This window comes from Phytohabitans houttuyneae (assembly GCF_011764425.1).
In the GTDB taxonomy this organism is placed as follows: Bacteria; Actinomycetota; Actinomycetes; order Mycobacteriales; family Micromonosporaceae; genus Phytohabitans; species Phytohabitans houttuyneae.
This window is the reverse complement of sequence record NZ_BLPF01000002.1, coordinates 539,362-556,709: the sequence shown is the minus strand read 5'-3', so window position 1 is coordinate 556,709 and position 17,348 is coordinate 539,362. Positions and strand designations below refer to the sequence as shown.

Sequence of the window (17,348 nt, the reverse complement as noted above, 5' to 3'; positions counted from 1 at the left end):
GCTGCCTTTCCTCGTACACGATGGGTCAGTCCTTGACGGCGCCGGCGGTGACACCGGCGGCGACGTACCGCTGGGCCAGGACCAGCAGGATGGTGGCGGGGACGGAGGCGACGACCGCGGTGGCCATGATGGCGTTCCACTGCTGGTTGTTGTTTCCGATGTAGTGGTAGATGCCGAGGGTGATCGGCTGATGATCGCCTCCTCCGTCCAATGTGGAGGCGAAGATGAAGTCGGACCAGGCCCACAGGAAGGCGAACAGCGAGACGGTGACGACCGCGTTCCGGCTGACCGGCAGCACGACCGACCAGAAGGCGCGCAGCCGGCCGGCACCGTCGATGACGGCGGCCTGCATCAGCTCGTCCGGGATCCCGGACATGAAGGCGGTGAAGATGAGTACGGCAAACGGCACCGCCAGCGTGGAGTCGGCCAGGATCAGGCCGGGCACCGAGTTGAGCACGCCCAGGTTGAGGTAGATGGCGTAGAAGCCCATCGCCATGATGATGCCCGGGATCATCTGCGCGATCAGCAGAACGAAGCTGAAAGCCCCGCCGCCGACCGGCCGCAGCTTGGCCAGCGCAAACCCGGCCGGGGCGGCGAGCGCCACGGTGAGGGCGACCGTGCCGAGGCCGATCAGCAGGCTGGTGCCGAGGTAGGGCAGCTGCTGGTCGAGCACCGCCCGATAGCCCTCCAGCGTGCCCCGCAGGGGCACCAGGTGTGGCGGGTCGGCGCGCATGTCCTGGTCGCGGGTCAACGACACGTTGACCATCCAGTACACCGGGAAAAGCATCACGGCGGTCAGCGCCAGCCCGACGGCTGTCTTCAGCAGGCGCTTCATGCCCACTGCCTTCGCTGGAGCCGGATGTAGACGAGCCCGGCGGTGAGGGCCATGACGATGAGCAGGTTTCCGACCGCGGCGCCGGGCCCGAAGGACGGCAGCAGGCTGCCGAACCCGAGCCGGTACGACCAGGTGGCGAACGTCGTGGAGGAGTCCGTCGGCCCACCCCTGGTCATGATCCAGATGATGTCGAACACCTTGAGCGTGTAGATCAGTCCGAGCAGCAGCGTGATCGCCGAGACCGGCCGCAACAGCGGAAACGTCACCCGCCAGAAGCGCTGCCACCCGGTGGCGCCGTCCAGCGCCGCCGCCTCGTACAGGGCGACCGGGATCGACTGCAGCCCGCTGTAGAGCACGACAAGGTTGAACGGGATGCCGATCCACACGTTCGCGATGATCACTGAGGCCAGTGCCCAGTCCGGTGACGTGAGCCAGTTGACCGGACCGACTCCGACGGTGCCGAGCGCGGCGTTGACGACGCCGGCGTCGCTGTTGAGCATCCACGACCACGTCGACGCCGACACGATCAGCGGCAGCAGCCACGGCACGAGAAACAGCGCCCGCAGCGTGCGGGACAGCGGGAAGTGCTGGTGGAAGAAGACCGCCAGCGCCATCCCGATGCCGAACTGGAACGCCAGCGACGCGACGGTGAAGACCACCGTGTGCGCCAGCGCCGGGCCGAAGGTCGGGTCGGACAGGATCTTCTGGTAGTTGTCGAGGCCGGCGAACGGTGCACCGCCCTGCACGAACGAGCGGACGGTGTACTCGCGCAGGCTCAGCTCGATGTTGCGGTAAAGCGGGTAGGCGTAGAAGGCGAGCAGGTAGATCGTCACCGGGGCCAGAAACAGCCACGCCGTCCACCGCCCGTCGACGTGACGGTCGCGGTTCATCGTCCGGGCTTCTGGCACTACTTCGTGGCACCGGCCGCGGCGGCCTGCGCGTCGGTCAGCGCCTGCTGCGGTGTCCTGGCACCGCTGAGCGCCGCCTGCATGGCCGTCCACAGTGGTTCGGAGATCTTCGGGTACTTGGTACCGAGGTTGTCGCCGGTGCGTCCCTTGGCGGCCTTGACCGCCTCCACCCAGACTTCGAGCTTCGCGTTGGCGGCCACCTGCTTGGTCTGCACGGCGGCGACCGGCGCGATGTACGACAGCGTGGTGTCGGTGGCCAGCAAATTGTCGCCGCTGGTCAGGCAGGTGACGAGCTTCTGGCTGGTCGCGTACCGCTCGGTCTTGCCCTGCACCGGGATCGACACGAACTCGCCACCGGTCGGCGCGGGCGCGGTGCCCCCGGAGCTGGCCGGGATGGGGATGATGCCGTACTCGAAGTCGAGCTTCTCCGCGTTGGCCAGCTGCCACGTGCCGTTCTCACTGAAGGCGTAGTCGCCGCTGGCGAACTCCTGCCAGCTCGTCGTCTGGGTGTTGTTGATGACCGAGTTCGGCGCGTACCCCTGCTTCAGCCAGTCGGTCCACAAGGCCAGCGCGGACACCGCCTGCGGCGAGTCGAGGTCGGTCAGCTGCGCGCCGGATCCCCAGAACCACGGCAGGAACTGGAAGCTGCCCTCCTCGGTACCGATGGCCGAGAAGGTGATGCCCTTCTTGCCCGCCGCCTTGACCTTGGCCAACGCGGCGGTGAGGGTCGGCCAGTCCCGCACCGACGCCACGTCGACGCCGGCCTTGCCCAGCAGGTCTTTGTTGTAGTAGAGCGCCAGCGTGTTCGCGCCGATCGGCACCCCGTAGGTCTTGCCGGCGACCTGGCCGGCGCCGAGCAGGTTCGGCTCCATGGTCGAGGTGTCCAGCTTGTTTTCCTCGGTGGTGGTGAGCGCACCCGCCTCGGCCAGGGTCGAGATCACCGGGTTGTCGACGATCAGCACGTCCGGCGAGTTGTCCTGCTGGGCCGCCAGCAGCGCCTTGTTGGTCAGGTCGGTGGTGTCGTAGCCGGTCCGCTCGACGGTCACCCCGGCGGACGTGCCGCAGCCTTTGAGCAGCTTGACCCACTCCGAGTCGTCAGCGAACTGCGGATAGGGGTCCCAAATCGTGTAGGTGCCGCCGGCTTCGCCACCGGCCGGGTCGTCGCCGGAGGAGCAGGCGGCCAGGCCGGCGGCGACCGAGACCGCAATCGCGGCGGCGCTGACCACGCGCCACCTGAACGTGGATGTCGTCATCTGGTGCCTCACTTGGGTGTCGATCTTCGAAGTGCGTCCAGAGGGTGCGTGTCCTGCCGCCGCGTGCCTCCCGAGGCCGGCGACCACCGTGCGAACCGATTCGCCGAATCGGTTCGCCAGAACATAGGCCCCGGCGCCGCGGTCGGTCAAGGCTGACTAAGCGGCATCCTCAACAACCCATTGACACACGTGAGAACCGAACCTAAGCTCCCCGCGAATCGATTCGCGATCCTTCCACCCCCGAGGGAGTTGCCCATGAGACCCACGCTCAGGAGCAGACTCATCCCCGCCCGGACCGCCGCCCGGGTGGCGATCGGCCTGCTCACGGCCGTCGCCGCCGTCGCGGTCGCGCCATCCCCGGCCCAGGCGGCCGACGAGTCGATCAGCGTCAACTTCGCCACCGCAGGCAGCGCGCCGACCTACCGCGCGTCCGGCTGGATCTACGGCATGACCGAGAACGCCTCCGGACCGGCGGACCACTTCTACCGCGACGTGAAGTTCCGGTACATGCGCGCCGGCGGCGCCCAGCTCGCCTCGCCCGGAGGCTGGGTCAACGGCGGCTACGAGCGCCGCTGGAACTCCACCGTCGCGCAGGCCCGCCGCACGATCGCGCTCGGCGGCGAGTTCATCCTGCTCCCCCACGACCTGTGGGGCGCCGACGGCTACCCGATCTCCCGGTTTCCCGGCGACAACAACAACTGGACCGACTACGACAACTTCCTCACCCGCCTGATCAACGACGTCCGCGCCGCGGGCATCACCGTCCAGTGGGACATCTGGAACGAACCCAACATCACCCTCTTCTGGAACCGGCCCCAGGCCCAGTACTTCGAGCTCTGGCGCCGCAGCTACCAGCGCATCCGCGCGGCGTTCCCCAACCAGCTCATCGTCGGGCCCAGCTGCGCCTGCGTGCCGTCCACCTCGCACGCCTTCTGGAACCAGTACCTGGACTACATCCGCGCCAACAACGTCGTCCCGGACATCATCAGCTGGCACTCCCTGCCCGGTGACCCGGTCGCGAACGTGGCCGCCGCCAACGCCACCCTCGACCCGCGCGGCATCCCGCATCCCCGCCCGTACCAGATCAACGAGTACGGCGACCCCAACGAGCAGAACCCCGCCGACGGCGCCTGGTACATCGCACGGCTCGAGCGGGCCGGCGCCGACGGCCTGCGCGCCAACTGGGCCGGCGGCAACAACCTGCACGACTTCCTCGGCAACCTGCTGCTGCGCAACAGCGCCGGCCAGCACGTGCCGAAGGGCGAATGGTGGGCCTACCGCTTCTACGGCTCGCAGACCGGCCAGATCGTCGCGGTCACGCCGAGCGCCAACTACGACGCGTTCGCCACCAAGGCCAGTGGGTCGGCGAAGATCCTCGTCGGCGGCGGCAGGACCACCGGCAACATCGCCGTCAACCTGCAGCGCCTGGACACCACCAGCGGCATCGTGCAGAACAACCAGGTCCGCGTGCGGGTGCAGCGCATCCCGCACAACAACGGCGGCGCCGTCCAGAGCCCGATCACGGTACAGAACTCCGTGGTGACGCTCTCCAACAACGGCACGACGGTCAACCTGCCGCACACCGCCATCGACGACACCTTCACCGTCACGCTGCTACCGCCGTCCGACAACGACTTCCAGTCGGTCGCCGTCGCCCAGCACTCCCAGCAGTGCCTGGACAACACCAACCGCGGTACGGCGGACGGCAACGTCCAGCAGCAGTACTACTGCGAGGGCGGCGACCAGCAGCTGTGGAACTTCCGGCCGGTCGCCGGCGTCGCCAACACGTACACCGTCGTCAACCAGCAGACCGGCAAGTGTCTCGACGTCTCCGGCGTCTCAACCGCCGACGGCGCCACCGTGCACCAGTGGACGTGCATCGGCGGCGCCACCAACCAGCAGTTCACCCTCCGGAAGGTGACCTACTCCGGCAACGACAGCCACGACTACCAGCTCGTCGCCCGGCACAGCGGCAAGTGCGTGGACGTGAGCACGATATCCACCGCCGCGGGCGCCCGCGTCCACCAGTGGACCTGCAACCCCGCCGGTCAGGGCAGTCCGCTCAACCAGACCTGGCGGCTGTGGGGCCGCTAGGCCCCGTTTAAAAGAGAGAATCGTCAAGGCGTGCCGGGATCCAGGCGACTGTGGCCTGGGCCCGGCGCAGCCCCGCAAGGACTCTCCAAACAGGACCCTGGGCCGATCCGCGTCGCGAGCTTTGGGTCGCGGTGGGCGAATCCGTCCACAACCGAGCGGGGTGGTCGCCGTTGTCTGTGCCGAGCTGGGGCGTCTTCCCAGCTCACGGTGTCGACGCCGCAGTGGCTGGCTTTACGGGGTAAGGCATTGACCAGGATGCGAGCCCGCCCGCGGTTTGGCGCCGTCGTCGCGGTCTGTGACTGCCGATCAGGTGCGGGCGGGGCGACCTTCGAGACCTTGGTGAGTTTGCACGTTATTTCGGCGCTAACTTGCCAAGATCTGGCGGAGCGGGCTCCCAAGCTGAGCTGGGCGCACCGCGGAGGGTGAGGCCGCGGGAGCAACGGTCCGGACCACGACGGACGTCGCGGTAGCCCGGATCTGTCTTGAATTGGATCTTCTGAAACCCCGAGCGGTCCGGCGCCGCGCCGACCCCTTGACGAGTCGATCGCCATAGTTCACAGTCAATGGACCGGGTAGTGGCAAACGTCGATCCATGCGTATGTAGCAGGATGTTCACGCTAACAACGGTCTGGGAGATCGGATGTCTCACCTTCGTCGGCACCTGGCGCTGGTCGCCATCGCTGTGCTCGTGCTCGCCACCGCCGTCGCGGTCGAACGGCCCGCACCAGCCGCGGCCTGGGACAACGGCACCGCCAACACCCCGCCGATGGGGTGGAACAGCTACGACGCGTTCAACTGGAGCGTGACCGAGGCGGACGTCCGCGCCAACGCCGACTACATGCGTGACAACCTGCGCCAGCACGGCTGGCAGTACATCGTCATCGACTGGGGCTGGTACTACCCCGGCCGGCACAACAACAGCCCCAACCAGGATGCCAACCTCCAGCCGCGGCTGCGGATGGACGCCAACGGGCGGCTGCTGCCGGACACCACGCGCTTCCCGTCGGCGGCCGGTACCAACGGGTTCAAGCCGCTGGCCGACTACGTGCACGCCCAGGGCCTCAAGTTCGGCGTGCACCTCATGCGCGGCATCCCCCGCCAGGCCGTGGCCGACAACGTGCCGATCCTGGGCACCTCCTGCCGGGCCAACCAGATCAACAACAGCACCACGGCCGCGTGGCTCAACCTCATGTGGGGCCTGAACATGTCCAACTCGTGCGCGCAGGCGTACCTGGACTCGGTCTTCCAGCTCTTCGCCTCCTGGGGCGTCGACTTCGTCAAGGTGGACGACATCGCCGCACCCACGTACCGGCAGGCGGAGGTCGAGGGCTACCGGACCGCCATCCAGCGCAGCGGCCGCCCGATGGTGCTCAGCCTGTCGCCCGGCGCGACACCGCTGGCCAGCGGCGCCCACGTGCAGGCCAACGCGCACATGTGGCGCATCGTCAACGACCTGTGGGACAACTGGCCCGCCCTCGACGCGCTCTTCGACCAGCTGCGCAACTGGACCCCGTATCGCGCCACGGGAGCCTGGCCTGACCCCGACATGATCCCGATCGGGCGGCTGTCCAAGTTCGGGCCGGTCGGCGCCACCCGATACTCCAGCCTCACCCCGGACGAGCAACGCACGCTCATGACGCTGTGGGTGATCAACAGGGCGCCGCTGATGTGGGGCGGCAACCTTGTCGAGAACCGCGCCGCGGAGCTCGCCCTGATGACGAACGCCGCGGTGCTCGCCGTGGACCAGAACAGCACGAACAACCGCCAGCTCTACGGCGGCACCCGGCAGGTGTGGACCGCCGACGTGCCCGGCACCGACCACCGGTACGTCGCCTTGTTCAACCGGGAGGGCGCGGCGGCCAACGTCACGCTGAACCTCGCCGACCTCGGCATCGGCTCGGCGACGGTGACCGACCTGTGGTCCGGTGCCGGGCTCGGCACGGCGTCCGGCACGCTCACCCGCTCCATCCCGGCGCACGGTGCGGGCCTCTACCGCCTGGCACCCCAGAGCACCACGCCGGTCCCCACCGGGTACACGTTCACCGCGCGGCACAGCGGCAAGCTGCTCGACGTCTACAACGCCTCCACGGCGGACGGCGCGAACGTGGTGCAGTGGGCGGCGAACGGACAGACCAACCAGCGGTGGCGGGTCCAGGACGCGGGCGGGGGCTACTCCACCGTCGTGAGTGCCAGCAGCGGCAAGTGCCTCGACGTGTACGGCGGCAGCGGCGCCACGGCCGACGGTGTGCGGGTGGTCCAGTGGACGTGCAACGGCGGCACCAACCAGCAGTGGCAGGTCCAGGATGCCGGTGGCGGCTACGTACGCCTCGTCGCCCGCCACAGCAACAAGTGCCTCGACGTCCTCAACTCCGCCACCGCCGACGGCGCGCAGGTCGTGCAGTGGGCCTGCGGCAGTGGCACCAACCAGCAGTGGGCCCGCACCGCCGTCTGACGGGCCGCGTTGCCCCGGAACAGCGCCGTGGCCAGCACATTGTGCCCGGACGGCGCTGAACCGGGGCCGTAGACTCCACCCGTGATCCAGGAGGGTGAGTCACAGGCGCACGGCGCCGGACGGCGCGGCGACGTGTCGATCGCGACGATCGCGAGGCTGGCCGGCGTGTCGCGTCCGACGGTGTCCAAGGTGCTGAACGGCCACCGTGGCATCAGCACCCGGACCCGCCAGCGAGTGGAGGCACTGCTGCGCGAGCACGGATACCGCTGGCCGATGCCGGCGACGACGCCCTGCCTGGAGGTGGTCTTCCACCAGATGCTCGGATCGATCGCGATCGAGATCTTGCGGGGCGCCGACGAGGTGGCCAGCGCGCGGGAGTGCACCGTCGGGTTCACCGATATCCGTCAGCAGACGGTGGCAGGTCTGTCCTGGGTCGAGCCGATGCTGCGACGGCGCCCCATCGCGGTCATCGCGGTCTCCTCCATGGTCACCGTCAGCCACGGGGAGCAGCTCGTGGCCAGCGGGATCCCGCTGGTGGCCATCGACCCGATCGACGAGCTGTTTCCCACCCCCGCCGTCGCCTCGAAAAACGTGGACGGAGCCCGCACCGCCACCCGCCACCTGCTCGACCTGGGTCACCGGCGGATCGGCGTGGTGACCGGTCCTGTCCGCGACCTGTCCGCGCGGGCGCGGTTCGACGGGTTCCGCGACGCCCTCGCCGGCGCCGGCATCGCGTCCGACACCAGCCTGCAGCGGCACGGCGCCTTCACATTCGAGGACGGGCGAGATCTCGGATTGCAGCTCATCGCACTCCCCCAGCGGCCGACGGCCATCGTGTGCGGCGACGACCTGCAGGCGCTGGGCGTCTACGAGGCGGCCCGGCAGGCGGGCCTGCGGATACCCGACGACCTCAGCGTCGTCGGCTTCGACGACATCGGCCAGGCCGCCTGGGCCGCACCGCCGCTGACCACGGTGCGGCAGGAGTTCGCGCAGATGGGCGCGGCGGCGGCGCGGCTCGCGCTGGCCCTTGCCGACGGCGAGCGGCTGACCCAGGACCGGTACGAGCTGGACACCACGCTGATCGTGCGGGGCAGCACCTCGACCGCTCTCAGCTGACCCACGCGGTGCTGGCCCGCACGACAAGCGCGGGTGGCAGCTGTACGTGCGCCACCGGCGGCACGCCGTCGAGCCGGTCCAGGAGCATCGCGAGGCTGTGCCGCCCCAGCTCGGCGAAGTCCTGGCGAACGGTGGTCAGCGGAGGCAGGAAGTAGCCGGAGTCCGGTGTGTCGTCGAAGCCCACCACGCTGACGTCTTCCGGCACCCGCCGCCCGGCCTCGTGCAACGCCCGCAGCACGCCGAGCGCGATCTGGTCGTTGGCACAGAAGACAGCCGTCACCGACGGGTTTCGCGCGAGCCTCTGCCCCCGCTCGTACCCGGATCCGGCGCTCCAGGACCCGGGCCTGATCACGGGTACCGGCGCGCCGGCGTCCAGGAGGGCACTGCGCCATCCCACGATCCGTTCACGGGCCTCGGGCCAGTCGAAGGGTCCGGCGACGTGGTGGACGGTCGCATGGCCGAGGGTGAGCAGATGCTGGGTGGCAAGGCGGGCGCCGGCCAGGTTGTCGACCCGCACCGTGGGTACGGCGCCGTCGACACCCCCACCCACGCCGACCGCCGGCGGGCCCGTCAGCACCGCGGCGATCGCGTCCAACAAGGCCGGCTTCGGTGCGACCGCGATGATTCCCTCGACGGCGTGCTGGCAGAGGCGGTCGACGGCTCCGTGGACCACCTGGCGCTCCACCGTGCGGACGTTGGCGACCGTGACGAGGTACCCGGCGGCGCGTGCCGCTTCCTCGATGCCGAACAGCATGGAGGCCGGGCCGAAGAGCGTGGTCTCGACGCCGATGACGCCGAGGATGCCGGACCGGCGGGTGACCAGGGTGCGGGCGGCCAGATTTCGCCGGTAGTCGAGCGCCTGCATCGCCGCCAGCACCCGCTGGCGGGTCTCCGGCCGCACCCTGGGATGGCCGTTCAGCACACGGGACACCGTCTGGTGTGAGACGCCGGCGTGCCGTGCGACGTCGCGCATGATGACCGAGCGCGGGCGCTCGTCGACGGCGAGCACGGGTACGGACCCGCTGGGCGTGCGGTCCACCGGCCGCGCCTCGCGTTCGTCTTCCAACGCTGGGAAACCTCGCATTCACCGGGCTCCGCGGTGGCCGGTGCGGAGCTTGCCCTCTCCGCACCGGCCTTTCCCGCGGAGGTAGGTCAGGTGGCTGTGCAGGATGGCGTCAGCCCACCGGCGGTGCCGGTGGCCTGGAAGCCGAACTCGGCCGACTGCCCGGCCGCGACCCGGCCGTTGTAGTCCACATTGGTCCATTGAACGGTCCCGCTGCTGCCGCTGCGGTTGGCGCTCCAGGCACCGGTGACGGTGACACCGGATGGCAGGGTCAGCGTGACCCGCCAGCCGTTGATGGCCGCGGCGCCGGCGGTGACCCGGATGTTCGCGACGAATCCGCCGTTCCACTGGTTGACGGTCGCCGCGGCGGTGCAGCCACCGGATGGTGGCGGCGTGGTCACCGGCGGGGTGGTCACGGGAGGAGTGGTCACCGGCGGTGTGGTCCGGGGCGAGGTGTTCGGCGTGGTCGGGATGGGGGTGCCCTGGTTGAGCTCGCGCAGGACGGAGTCGTAGGCGGCCTTCTTGTTGCCGGCGCAGTCGAACAGCAGCGCGTTGTCCGAACCCCGCCACGAGTCACAGTCACGCACGCCCCACACCGTGATGCCCGTACACCGCGACACCGCAAGACAGGCCCGCGTCACCGTCGCGTAGATGTTCGCCTGGTTACCACCCTGCATCACATCCAACTCGGTGATCTGCACATCCACACCCAGGTCCGCGAACCGCTGAATGTTCGCCTGGTACGACGAGTCAATCGTCGTACCCAAATGCGACTGCAACCCCACACAGTCAATCGGCACACCACGAGCCTTGAAATCCCGCACCATATTGTAGATACCGGTCGACTTCGCGTTGATCCCATCAGTGTTGTAGTCGTTGTAACACAACTTCGCACCCGGATCCGCCGCCCGCGCCGCCCGGAACGCCGCCTCAATCCAATCATTACCCGTCCGCTGCAAATTCGAGTCCCGACGACCACCAGACCCACCATCAGCGAACGCCTCGTTCACCACATCCCACGAATGAATCTGCCCACGAAAATGCGTCGCCACCTGCGTCACATGATTAATCGCCGCATTACGCAGATCCCCACCCGACAAACCCTGCGCCCAACCCGGCTGCTGCGCATGCCACAACAACGCATGCCCACGCACCGACATACCCCGCGACCGGGCATGACTCACAATCCGATCACCCGCACCATAACTAAAACTCCCCCGCTGCGGCTCAGTCGCATCCCACTTCATCTCGTTCTCCGCGACCAAACTGTTGAACTCACGGTTCAACACCGTCATGTACGTACTGTCATTGAACTTGTACGTACCAACCGCCGCACCAAAGTAACGACCCTTCTCCGCAGCCGAACCGCCCAGCGTCGTGCCGGCCGCCGCCGAGGAAGCCAGGACCATCGCCAGGCCGGCGGCCACAGCGCCGGCGGCGACCGCGCCGATTCCGAACCTAATACGTTTTGAGATTCTCATGTGGACTGTGCCCTTCAGGGGTGGTGAGGGAGGGGGTGGCGGCGCGGGGTCGCCCGGACCCCGCGCCGCCGGGTGGGGAGTGTGGTCAGGTGGTCGTGCACGTGAGGTTGGTCGGTGGGTTGTTCACGCCGCCGGCCGAGGCGATGAAGCCGAACGTGGCCGAGCCGCCGGCGGGAAGCGCGCCGTTGTAGGCGACGTTGGTCACCGTCACGTTCGCGCCGCTCTGCGTGTGGGTGCCGCTCCAGATCTGGTTGATGACCTGCCCGTTCGGGAAGGTCCAGGAGACGGTCCAGCCCCGGATCGGCGACGACCCGGCGGTAACGGTGACCTCGCCCTGGAAGCCGCCCTGCCACGAGCCGGTGACCGCGTACGTCGCCCGCGCCCCGGACGGCGGCGGCGAGCTGGTCGCAGTCACCGATGGGGACGCGCTCGCCGTGGGCGTGGCGGTGAGGCTGGGTGAGGCCGTCAGGCTGGGTGAGGCCGTCACGCCGGGTCGCGCCGCCCGGTAGGTGTGGCCGGCCCGGACAGCGAGCTGGACGACATCGCTCTCGGGCCGGGTGGTGGCCGGTGTGGTGCCGTCGGTGGTGTCGACAAGGGTGAAGCTGCCGGTGAACAGCCGGGCGCGCAGCCGGACGGTGCCGTCGCGGTCGGCGCGGACCAGGAGCTCGTCGGCCTGGCCGCTGGTCCAGGCCGCGCCGACGGTGTACCCGCCCCGACCGCGCAGGCCGGCCACCTGCCCGCTCGGCCACGCGCTCGGCAGCGCCGGCAGCAGGTGGAGCTCGCCGTTGTGGCTTTGCAGCAGCATCTCGGCGATGCCGGAGGTGGCGCCGAAGTTGCCGTCGATCTGGAACGGCGGGTGCAGGTCGAACATGTTCGGCGCCAGCCGGTCGGTGCGCACCAGGTCGCGGATGAGCTTGTGCGCGCGGGCGCCGTCCTCCAGCCGCGCCCAGTAGTTGATCTTCCAGGCGAGCGACCAGCCGGTCCCGTCGTCACCGCGCAGCTCCAACGTCCGGCGCGCCGCCTCGTACAGCTGGGGTGTGCCGCGCCGGGTGATCTGGTTGCTGGGGTGCAGGCCGTACAGGTGGGAGACGTGCCGGTGCGCGGGCTCGGTCTCGATCCAGTCGGCCAGCCACTCCTGGACGTTGCCGCGAGAGCCCACCCGCATCGGTGGCAACCGGTCCCTGGCCGAACGGACCTGCGATCGGAAAGTGGTGTCCACCCCGAGCACCTCGCTGGCCCGGGCGACGCCGTCGAACAGGTCACGCAGGATCTGGTTGTCCATTGTGGGCCCCGCGCAGACGCTGACGCCCGAGTGGTGGGCCAGCTCGGGCGAGTTGGACGGGTTGGTGACGAGGTACCCGAGCGTCGGATGGGCGACCAGCGTGTCGAGGAAGAACTGGGCGGCGCCCTTCATCGCCGGGTAGTTAACGCGCAGGAACTCGGCGTCGCCGGTGAACAGGTAGTGGTCCCAGACCAGCGTCGCCAGCCAGGCGCCGCCTGTCTGCCACATGCCCCAGAACGCCCCGTCCACGACCGACGAGCCGCGCCACCCGTCCGTGTTGTGGTGCGCCACCCAGCCGCCCGCGCCGTACTGCGCCTGTGCCGTGCGGGCACCGGTCACCGCCAGGTCCTTGACCATGTCGAAGACGGGTAGGAAGCACTCGCCGAGGTTTGTCGTGTCGGCCGGCCAGTAGTTCATCGGCAGGTTCGCGTTGATCGTGTACTTCGAGTCCCACGGCGGGGCCATCGAGTCGTTCCAGATGCCCTGCAGGTTGGCCGGCTGTGTACCCGGACGCGACGAGGAGATCAACAGGTACCGGCCGAACTGGAACAGCAACGCCGAGAACTGCGGGTCGTTCACGCTGGCGTGCTGCGCGATCCGTACGTCCGTCGGTTGGTCGGCGGCGGCCGTACGGCCGAGGTTGATCGAGACGCGGCCGAACAGGGCCTGGTAGTCGGTGACGTGGCGGCTGCGCAGCTGGTCGAAGGCAATGTTTCGGGCGGCGTTGAGGCGGGTGCGTGCGATGCCCTGGTAGTCGCCGTTGACCGTGCGGAAGTTGACGTAGCTGGAGCCGATCGAGACCAACAGCGTGACGCTTGTGGCACCGGAGACCCGCAGCGTGCCGCCGGAGCTGCTCGCCGTGCCGCCGGTGACGGCGGCGTTGGCCAGGGCGAGAAACCGCACCGTGCCGTTGAGGCCCTCCATGTTGCCGGAGATGCCGTCCAGGCCGATCGTGGCGCCGTCGGGGCTCGACACGGTCGTCCGTTGTGGACTGTCGAATGTGGCGTTGAACGTGATCGAGTTGGCGCGGTCGGCGGTCAGCCGGATCACGATCACCTGGTCCGGTGCGCTCGCGAACACCTCACGCTGGTAACGCACACCGTTCAGCACGTACGTGGTGGTGACTGTCGCGGTGGTGAGGTCCAGTGTCCGGGTGTACTGCGAGGCGCCGCTGGCCGAGCCGAAGGCCAACCGCAGGTTTCCCACGGGTTGGTAGGCCAGCTGTCCGCCAGGCGTGCCCATCATCGTCTGGTTGATCAAGTCCTGCGCCTGGCTCCACTGGTCGGCGTAGACCCGCCGCCGGATCTCGGCAAGGTTGGCCGCGCCGCGCGTGTTGGCCGAGTCGTACGGTCCGCCGGCCCAGATGGTGTCCTCGTTGAGCTGCAGCCGCTCGGTGTCGACGTTGCCGAACACCATGGCGCCCAGACGTCCGTTGCCGACCGGCAGCGCTCGCAGCCAGTCGGTGCCGGCCGGCTCGTCGTACCAGAGAGCCAGGTCGTCAGCGGCCAGCACCGCCGGCGGCGGTGCGGAGTTGGCGCGGGCGACCGCGGCCCATCCCGCCGGTAGCAGTGCGGCTCCGGCACCGGCCGCACCGGCGGCAAGGAGCTTCCTTCGTGTCACGTCGGGCATGGCGATTCTCCAAAGCAGCGTGATCGGCTGCCGCCGTCACCGCGGGCAGAGCCGGCGTGAGGGCGGTGCCCGCCCCGCCGGACGGCCCCTGCCTACGGGCCGTCCGGTCGAGGCGGTGTGGGTCCGCTCAGGCTCGGGTCCAGCGCTGGTTGGTCCCGCCGTGACAGGTCCAGACGATCACGGCGGTGCCGTTGGCCGTGCCGCCGTTGTTGACGTCCAGGCAGAGCCCGCTCTGGCCGTTGCTGACCGTGCCGTTGCTGTTGAGCGTCCACCGCTGGTTGGCGGCGCCGTTGCAGTCCCAGATCTGCACCCGGGTACCGCCGGTCGCGTTGGCGGGCACGTCCAGGCACTTGCCCATCACCTGCAGCGCCTGCCCGTTCTGGGTGAACTGCTGGTTCGAGTTGCTGTGGCAGTCCCAGATCAGCATCTGCGCGCCGTTGGCCGTGGACGCCTGGTTGACGTCGAGGCAGCGACCGGATCCCTCACTGCGCAACCGGAACGTGGTCGCCGGTGGCGTGGTGCCACCCCCGCTGACCCGGTAGACGGCGGTCCCGTGCCCCGGAACGGTGGCCGAGATCGCGCCCGTGCTGGTCGAGGTGCCGCCGGTCCACAAGTCGCGCAGGGTGAACGAGGAGCCGCTCTTTCCGATGGCGGCGGCGGTGGTCGAGACGGTCGTCGAGGAGCTGCCCTGGTTGAACAGCGCCACCGCGACGTCACCGTTGGCGAGCCGCTTGGCCAGCACGCGCCGCGTACCGTCGTTGGAGACCTGGACCGCCTGCAGCCCCAGCGTGTCCTGGTTGACGGCGATCAGGTCGGCGTTGTTCAGGATCGCCAGGGTGGCCGCGCTCGACGCGCGCACGTCGTTGCCCGCGATCAGCGGCGAGGCCATGATGGCCCACAGCGCGAAGTGGCTGCGCTGCTCGGTGTCGGTCATGCCGCTGCGGCCGACCTCCATCATGTCGGGATCGTTGAAGCCGCCCGGTGCCGCGTACCCGGCCAGCGGCACGTTGACGTTGACGATGTTCTGGATGCCCATCGGGTACCCGTTGGTCTGGCCGGTGTCCCAGGCGTTGGTGATGTCCTCCGTGGTGCGCCACATGTTGGACACGTCGCTCCAGTTGCGCAACGGGCCGGTCTTCTCGTGGATGCTGTTGGGATTGATGCTGTAGACGATCGGGCGTCCGGTCGCCGCCAACGCGTCCCGCATGCGGGCGAAGGCCGTCACCTGGTCGTTGATCGTGCCTTCCGGCGAGCACCAGTCGTACTTGAGGAAGTCGACGCCCCAGGCCGCGAACTGCCGGGCGTCCTGCGCCTCGTGGCCACGGCTGCCGGTGGCGCCCGGGTAGGAGTTGAAGTACTGGGCGCAGGTCTCGGCCGCCGGCACCTGGTAGATGCCGAACTTCAGGTTGCGGGCGTGCAGGTAGTCGCCCAGCGCCTTCATCCCGGACGGAAACCGGCTCGGATCGCCTTGCAGGTTGCCCGCGGAGTCACGGTTGGGGTTGAACCAGCAGTCGTCGACCACCACGTACTGGTATCCGCGGTCCCGCATGCCGGTGCTGACGATGGCGTCGGCCATCTGCCGGATGAGAGCTTCGTTGATGTTGCAGCCGAAGGTGTTCCACGAGTTCCAGCCCATCGGCGGGGTCCTGGCGACGCCGTTGTTCAACGCCTGCGCGGGCTGGCTGGCGCCGACTGCCACGGCGCCGACAGCTGCTGCTGTCACCGTTGCCATCATCAGCGCGGCGCGTGCCCAGCGGGCACGCGCGACCTTCGTCGATCTCACGTGGTCCTCCGTGTCGATGGGAGTGCCGGCAGCAACCGGCGAGTTGTTCACGTTCACATAACGCGGCCGCATAAGTCGGCGATCGACCGCTATCACTGCGAACCGTACGACGATCGTCAGATGTAAGTCAACAGAATGCGTAACCTTGTGGAAATCATTCGAGTGGACTCCACAGAAGAGTTCGTCATAACAAAAATTGGTCAGATAGTTCGGGCCAATGGTCGAGGCGCGCCCTCCTTAACACGCCCCGCGCTTCGCTAAGATGGCGCGGGGAAAGTTCATTGATCATCGGCGATCGGATGATGACTCATGGCGGATGAGCCGGCGCAGCGGGTGTTCGATGCGGCGACAGAGGCCGACGCGGCGGCACCGGCCGGGCCACCGGCACCCACGCGGATCATCGAGCTGTTCGCCGGGTTCATGGTGTCCAAGACGCTCTTCGCCGCGCTCGAGTTCGGCTTCTTCGGCGCGGTCGGCCCGGACGGCGCCACCACGGCTGAGCTCGGCGAGCGGTGCCGCATCCCGGAGCGCAGCGCCCGGGCGATCGCCGACCTGATGACCGACGCGGGTCTGCTGATCCGCGACGGCGACAGGTTCCGCAACGCCCCCGACGCCGAGGCGTTCCTTGCCGGCCGCGGACCGTTCGACCTGCGTCCGCTCGCGCGGTATTGGGACATCGTGAGCTATCCGACGTGGACAAACGCCGCGACGGCGTTCCGCACGAGGCAGGGCGTGCGCACCGAGCTCACCGAGGCGCAGACCGAGGCGTACGAGGCGGCGGTCGCGCTGGTCACCGCCGAGACAGCCGCCGACCTCGCCGGTGCCTACGACTTCAGCGGCCACCGCCGGCTCCTGGACGCCGGGGGCGGCTTCGGCACCTTCGCCAAGCCCATCCTGGAGCGCAATCCGCACCTGGAGGCCACCGTCGTCGACCTGCCCGAGGTGGCGACGATCGTCGCGGAGGAGGCCGCGTCCGGGGCGTTCGCCACCCGGCTGACGGCGGTCGGCGCCGACCTGTTCGCCGACCCGATCCCCGGCGACCACGACGCGATCCTCGTGGCCAACGTGGTGCACCTGTTCGCACCCGAGCGCATCGTCGAGCTGCTGCGGAGGCTGCGCGAGGCCATCTCCGCCGACGGCCGCCTGCTGCTGGTCGACTGGTGGCGCACCGACGTGGCGCCCCACCCGTCCGCACGCTTCGGCGCCGGAGAGTTCCTGATGATCAGCGGTGGCGACCTCTACCAGGTGGACGAGGTCGCGGGGTGGCTCGCTGAGGCCGGCTGGCGGTTTCTCGAGCTCCAGCCCCTGCCGCCGCCGTCCGGCCTCATCCTCGCCGCACCCGCGTAGCCGCCGGCAGCGTGCCCGCCCCGCCGGTCGTGGTCTGGGCCGTTGCTCCCGCGGCGGGGTCAGGACGTGCCACAACAGTTCCACCTGGATTTCCGCGCTGACGAC

11 protein-coding genes are annotated in these 17,348 nt (G+C 69.1%); 4 read left to right on the top strand and 7 right to left on the bottom strand.

The features are described 5' to 3' along the window. Positions 1-25: 25 nt before the first annotated feature. Genes Phou_RS25915 through Phou_RS25905 form a run of 3 tightly spaced genes read right to left on the bottom strand, consistent with a single transcriptional unit; the run spans position 26 to position 2,996 of the window. A complete protein-coding gene (locus Phou_RS25915) occupies positions 26-835 on the bottom strand; it encodes a carbohydrate ABC transporter permease (protein ID WP_173059989.1) in 810 nt (269 codons plus the stop codon). Beyond that, positions 832-1,725: a carbohydrate ABC transporter permease gene (locus tag Phou_RS25910; RefSeq protein ID WP_173059986.1), complete on the bottom strand. Its 894-nt coding sequence runs from the start codon at positions 1,723-1,725 to the stop codon at positions 832-834. The genes Phou_RS25915 and Phou_RS25910 overlap by 4 nt, the downstream gene beginning before the upstream one ends. A 17-nt stretch (positions 1,726-1,742) precedes the next feature. Continuing rightward, a complete protein-coding gene (locus Phou_RS25905; protein WP_173059983.1) occupies positions 1,743-2,996 on the bottom strand; it encodes a sugar ABC transporter substrate-binding protein in 1,254 nt (417 codons plus the stop codon). 255 nt (positions 2,997-3,251) lie between these two features. On the opposite strand from Phou_RS25905, the gene Phou_RS25900 reads away from it, so the two are divergent. The 3 genes from Phou_RS25900 (at position 3,252) to Phou_RS25890 (ending at position 8,658) form a co-directional block, all read left to right on the top strand. After that, positions 3,252-5,090: an RICIN domain-containing protein gene (locus Phou_RS25900; RefSeq protein WP_173059980.1), complete on the top strand. Its 1,839-nt coding sequence runs from the start codon at positions 3,252-3,254 to the stop codon at positions 5,088-5,090. A 640-nt stretch (positions 5,091-5,730) separates the two neighbouring features. Beyond that, the gene (locus Phou_RS25895) at positions 5,731-7,542 is read left to right on the top strand and encodes an alpha-galactosidase (RefSeq protein WP_173059977.1); all 1,812 of its coding nucleotides are present in this window, start codon (positions 5,731-5,733) and stop codon (positions 7,540-7,542) included. Positions 7,543-7,623: 81 nt separating this feature from the next. Beyond that, the gene (locus Phou_RS25890; protein ID WP_173059974.1) at positions 7,624-8,658 is read left to right on the top strand and encodes a LacI family DNA-binding transcriptional regulator; all 1,035 of its coding nucleotides are present in this window, start codon (positions 7,624-7,626) and stop codon (positions 8,656-8,658) included. On the opposite strand, the gene Phou_RS25885 is transcribed toward Phou_RS25890, so the two are convergent. The 4 genes from Phou_RS25885 to Phou_RS25870 all read right to left on the bottom strand — a co-directional run bounded on the left by Phou_RS25885 (position 8,651) and on the right by Phou_RS25870 (position 15,848). After that, complete coding sequence (locus Phou_RS25885) at positions 8,651-9,631, bottom strand: LacI family DNA-binding transcriptional regulator (protein WP_173064519.1); 981 nt, start codon at positions 9,629-9,631, stop codon at positions 8,651-8,653. The two genes, Phou_RS25890 and Phou_RS25885, sit on opposite strands and share 8 nt — an antisense overlap. 179 nt (positions 9,632-9,810) lie before the next feature. Next, the gene (locus Phou_RS25880; RefSeq protein WP_173059971.1) at positions 9,811-11,202 is read right to left on the bottom strand and encodes a glycoside hydrolase family 10 protein; all 1,392 of its coding nucleotides are present in this window, start codon (positions 11,200-11,202) and stop codon (positions 9,811-9,813) included. Positions 11,203-11,287: 85 nt separating this feature from the next. After that, a complete protein-coding gene (locus Phou_RS25875; RefSeq protein ID WP_173059968.1) occupies positions 11,288-14,113 on the bottom strand; it encodes a glycosyl hydrolase family 95 catalytic domain-containing protein in 2,826 nt (941 codons plus the stop codon). Between the two features lie 127 nt (positions 14,114-14,240). Beyond that, entirely contained in the window at positions 14,241-15,848 is a 1,608-nt protein-coding gene (locus Phou_RS25870; protein WP_173064516.1) for a glycoside hydrolase family 27 protein, read from the bottom strand. A gap of 357 nt (positions 15,849-16,205) precedes the next feature. Here Phou_RS25870 and Phou_RS25865 point away from each other — a divergent pair, with 357 nt between their 5' ends. Beyond that, positions 16,206-17,243, top strand: coding sequence for a methyltransferase (locus Phou_RS25865; protein WP_173059965.1), 1,038 nt, complete (start codon positions 16,206-16,208; stop codon positions 17,241-17,243). Positions 17,244-17,348 lie beyond the last annotated feature (105 nt).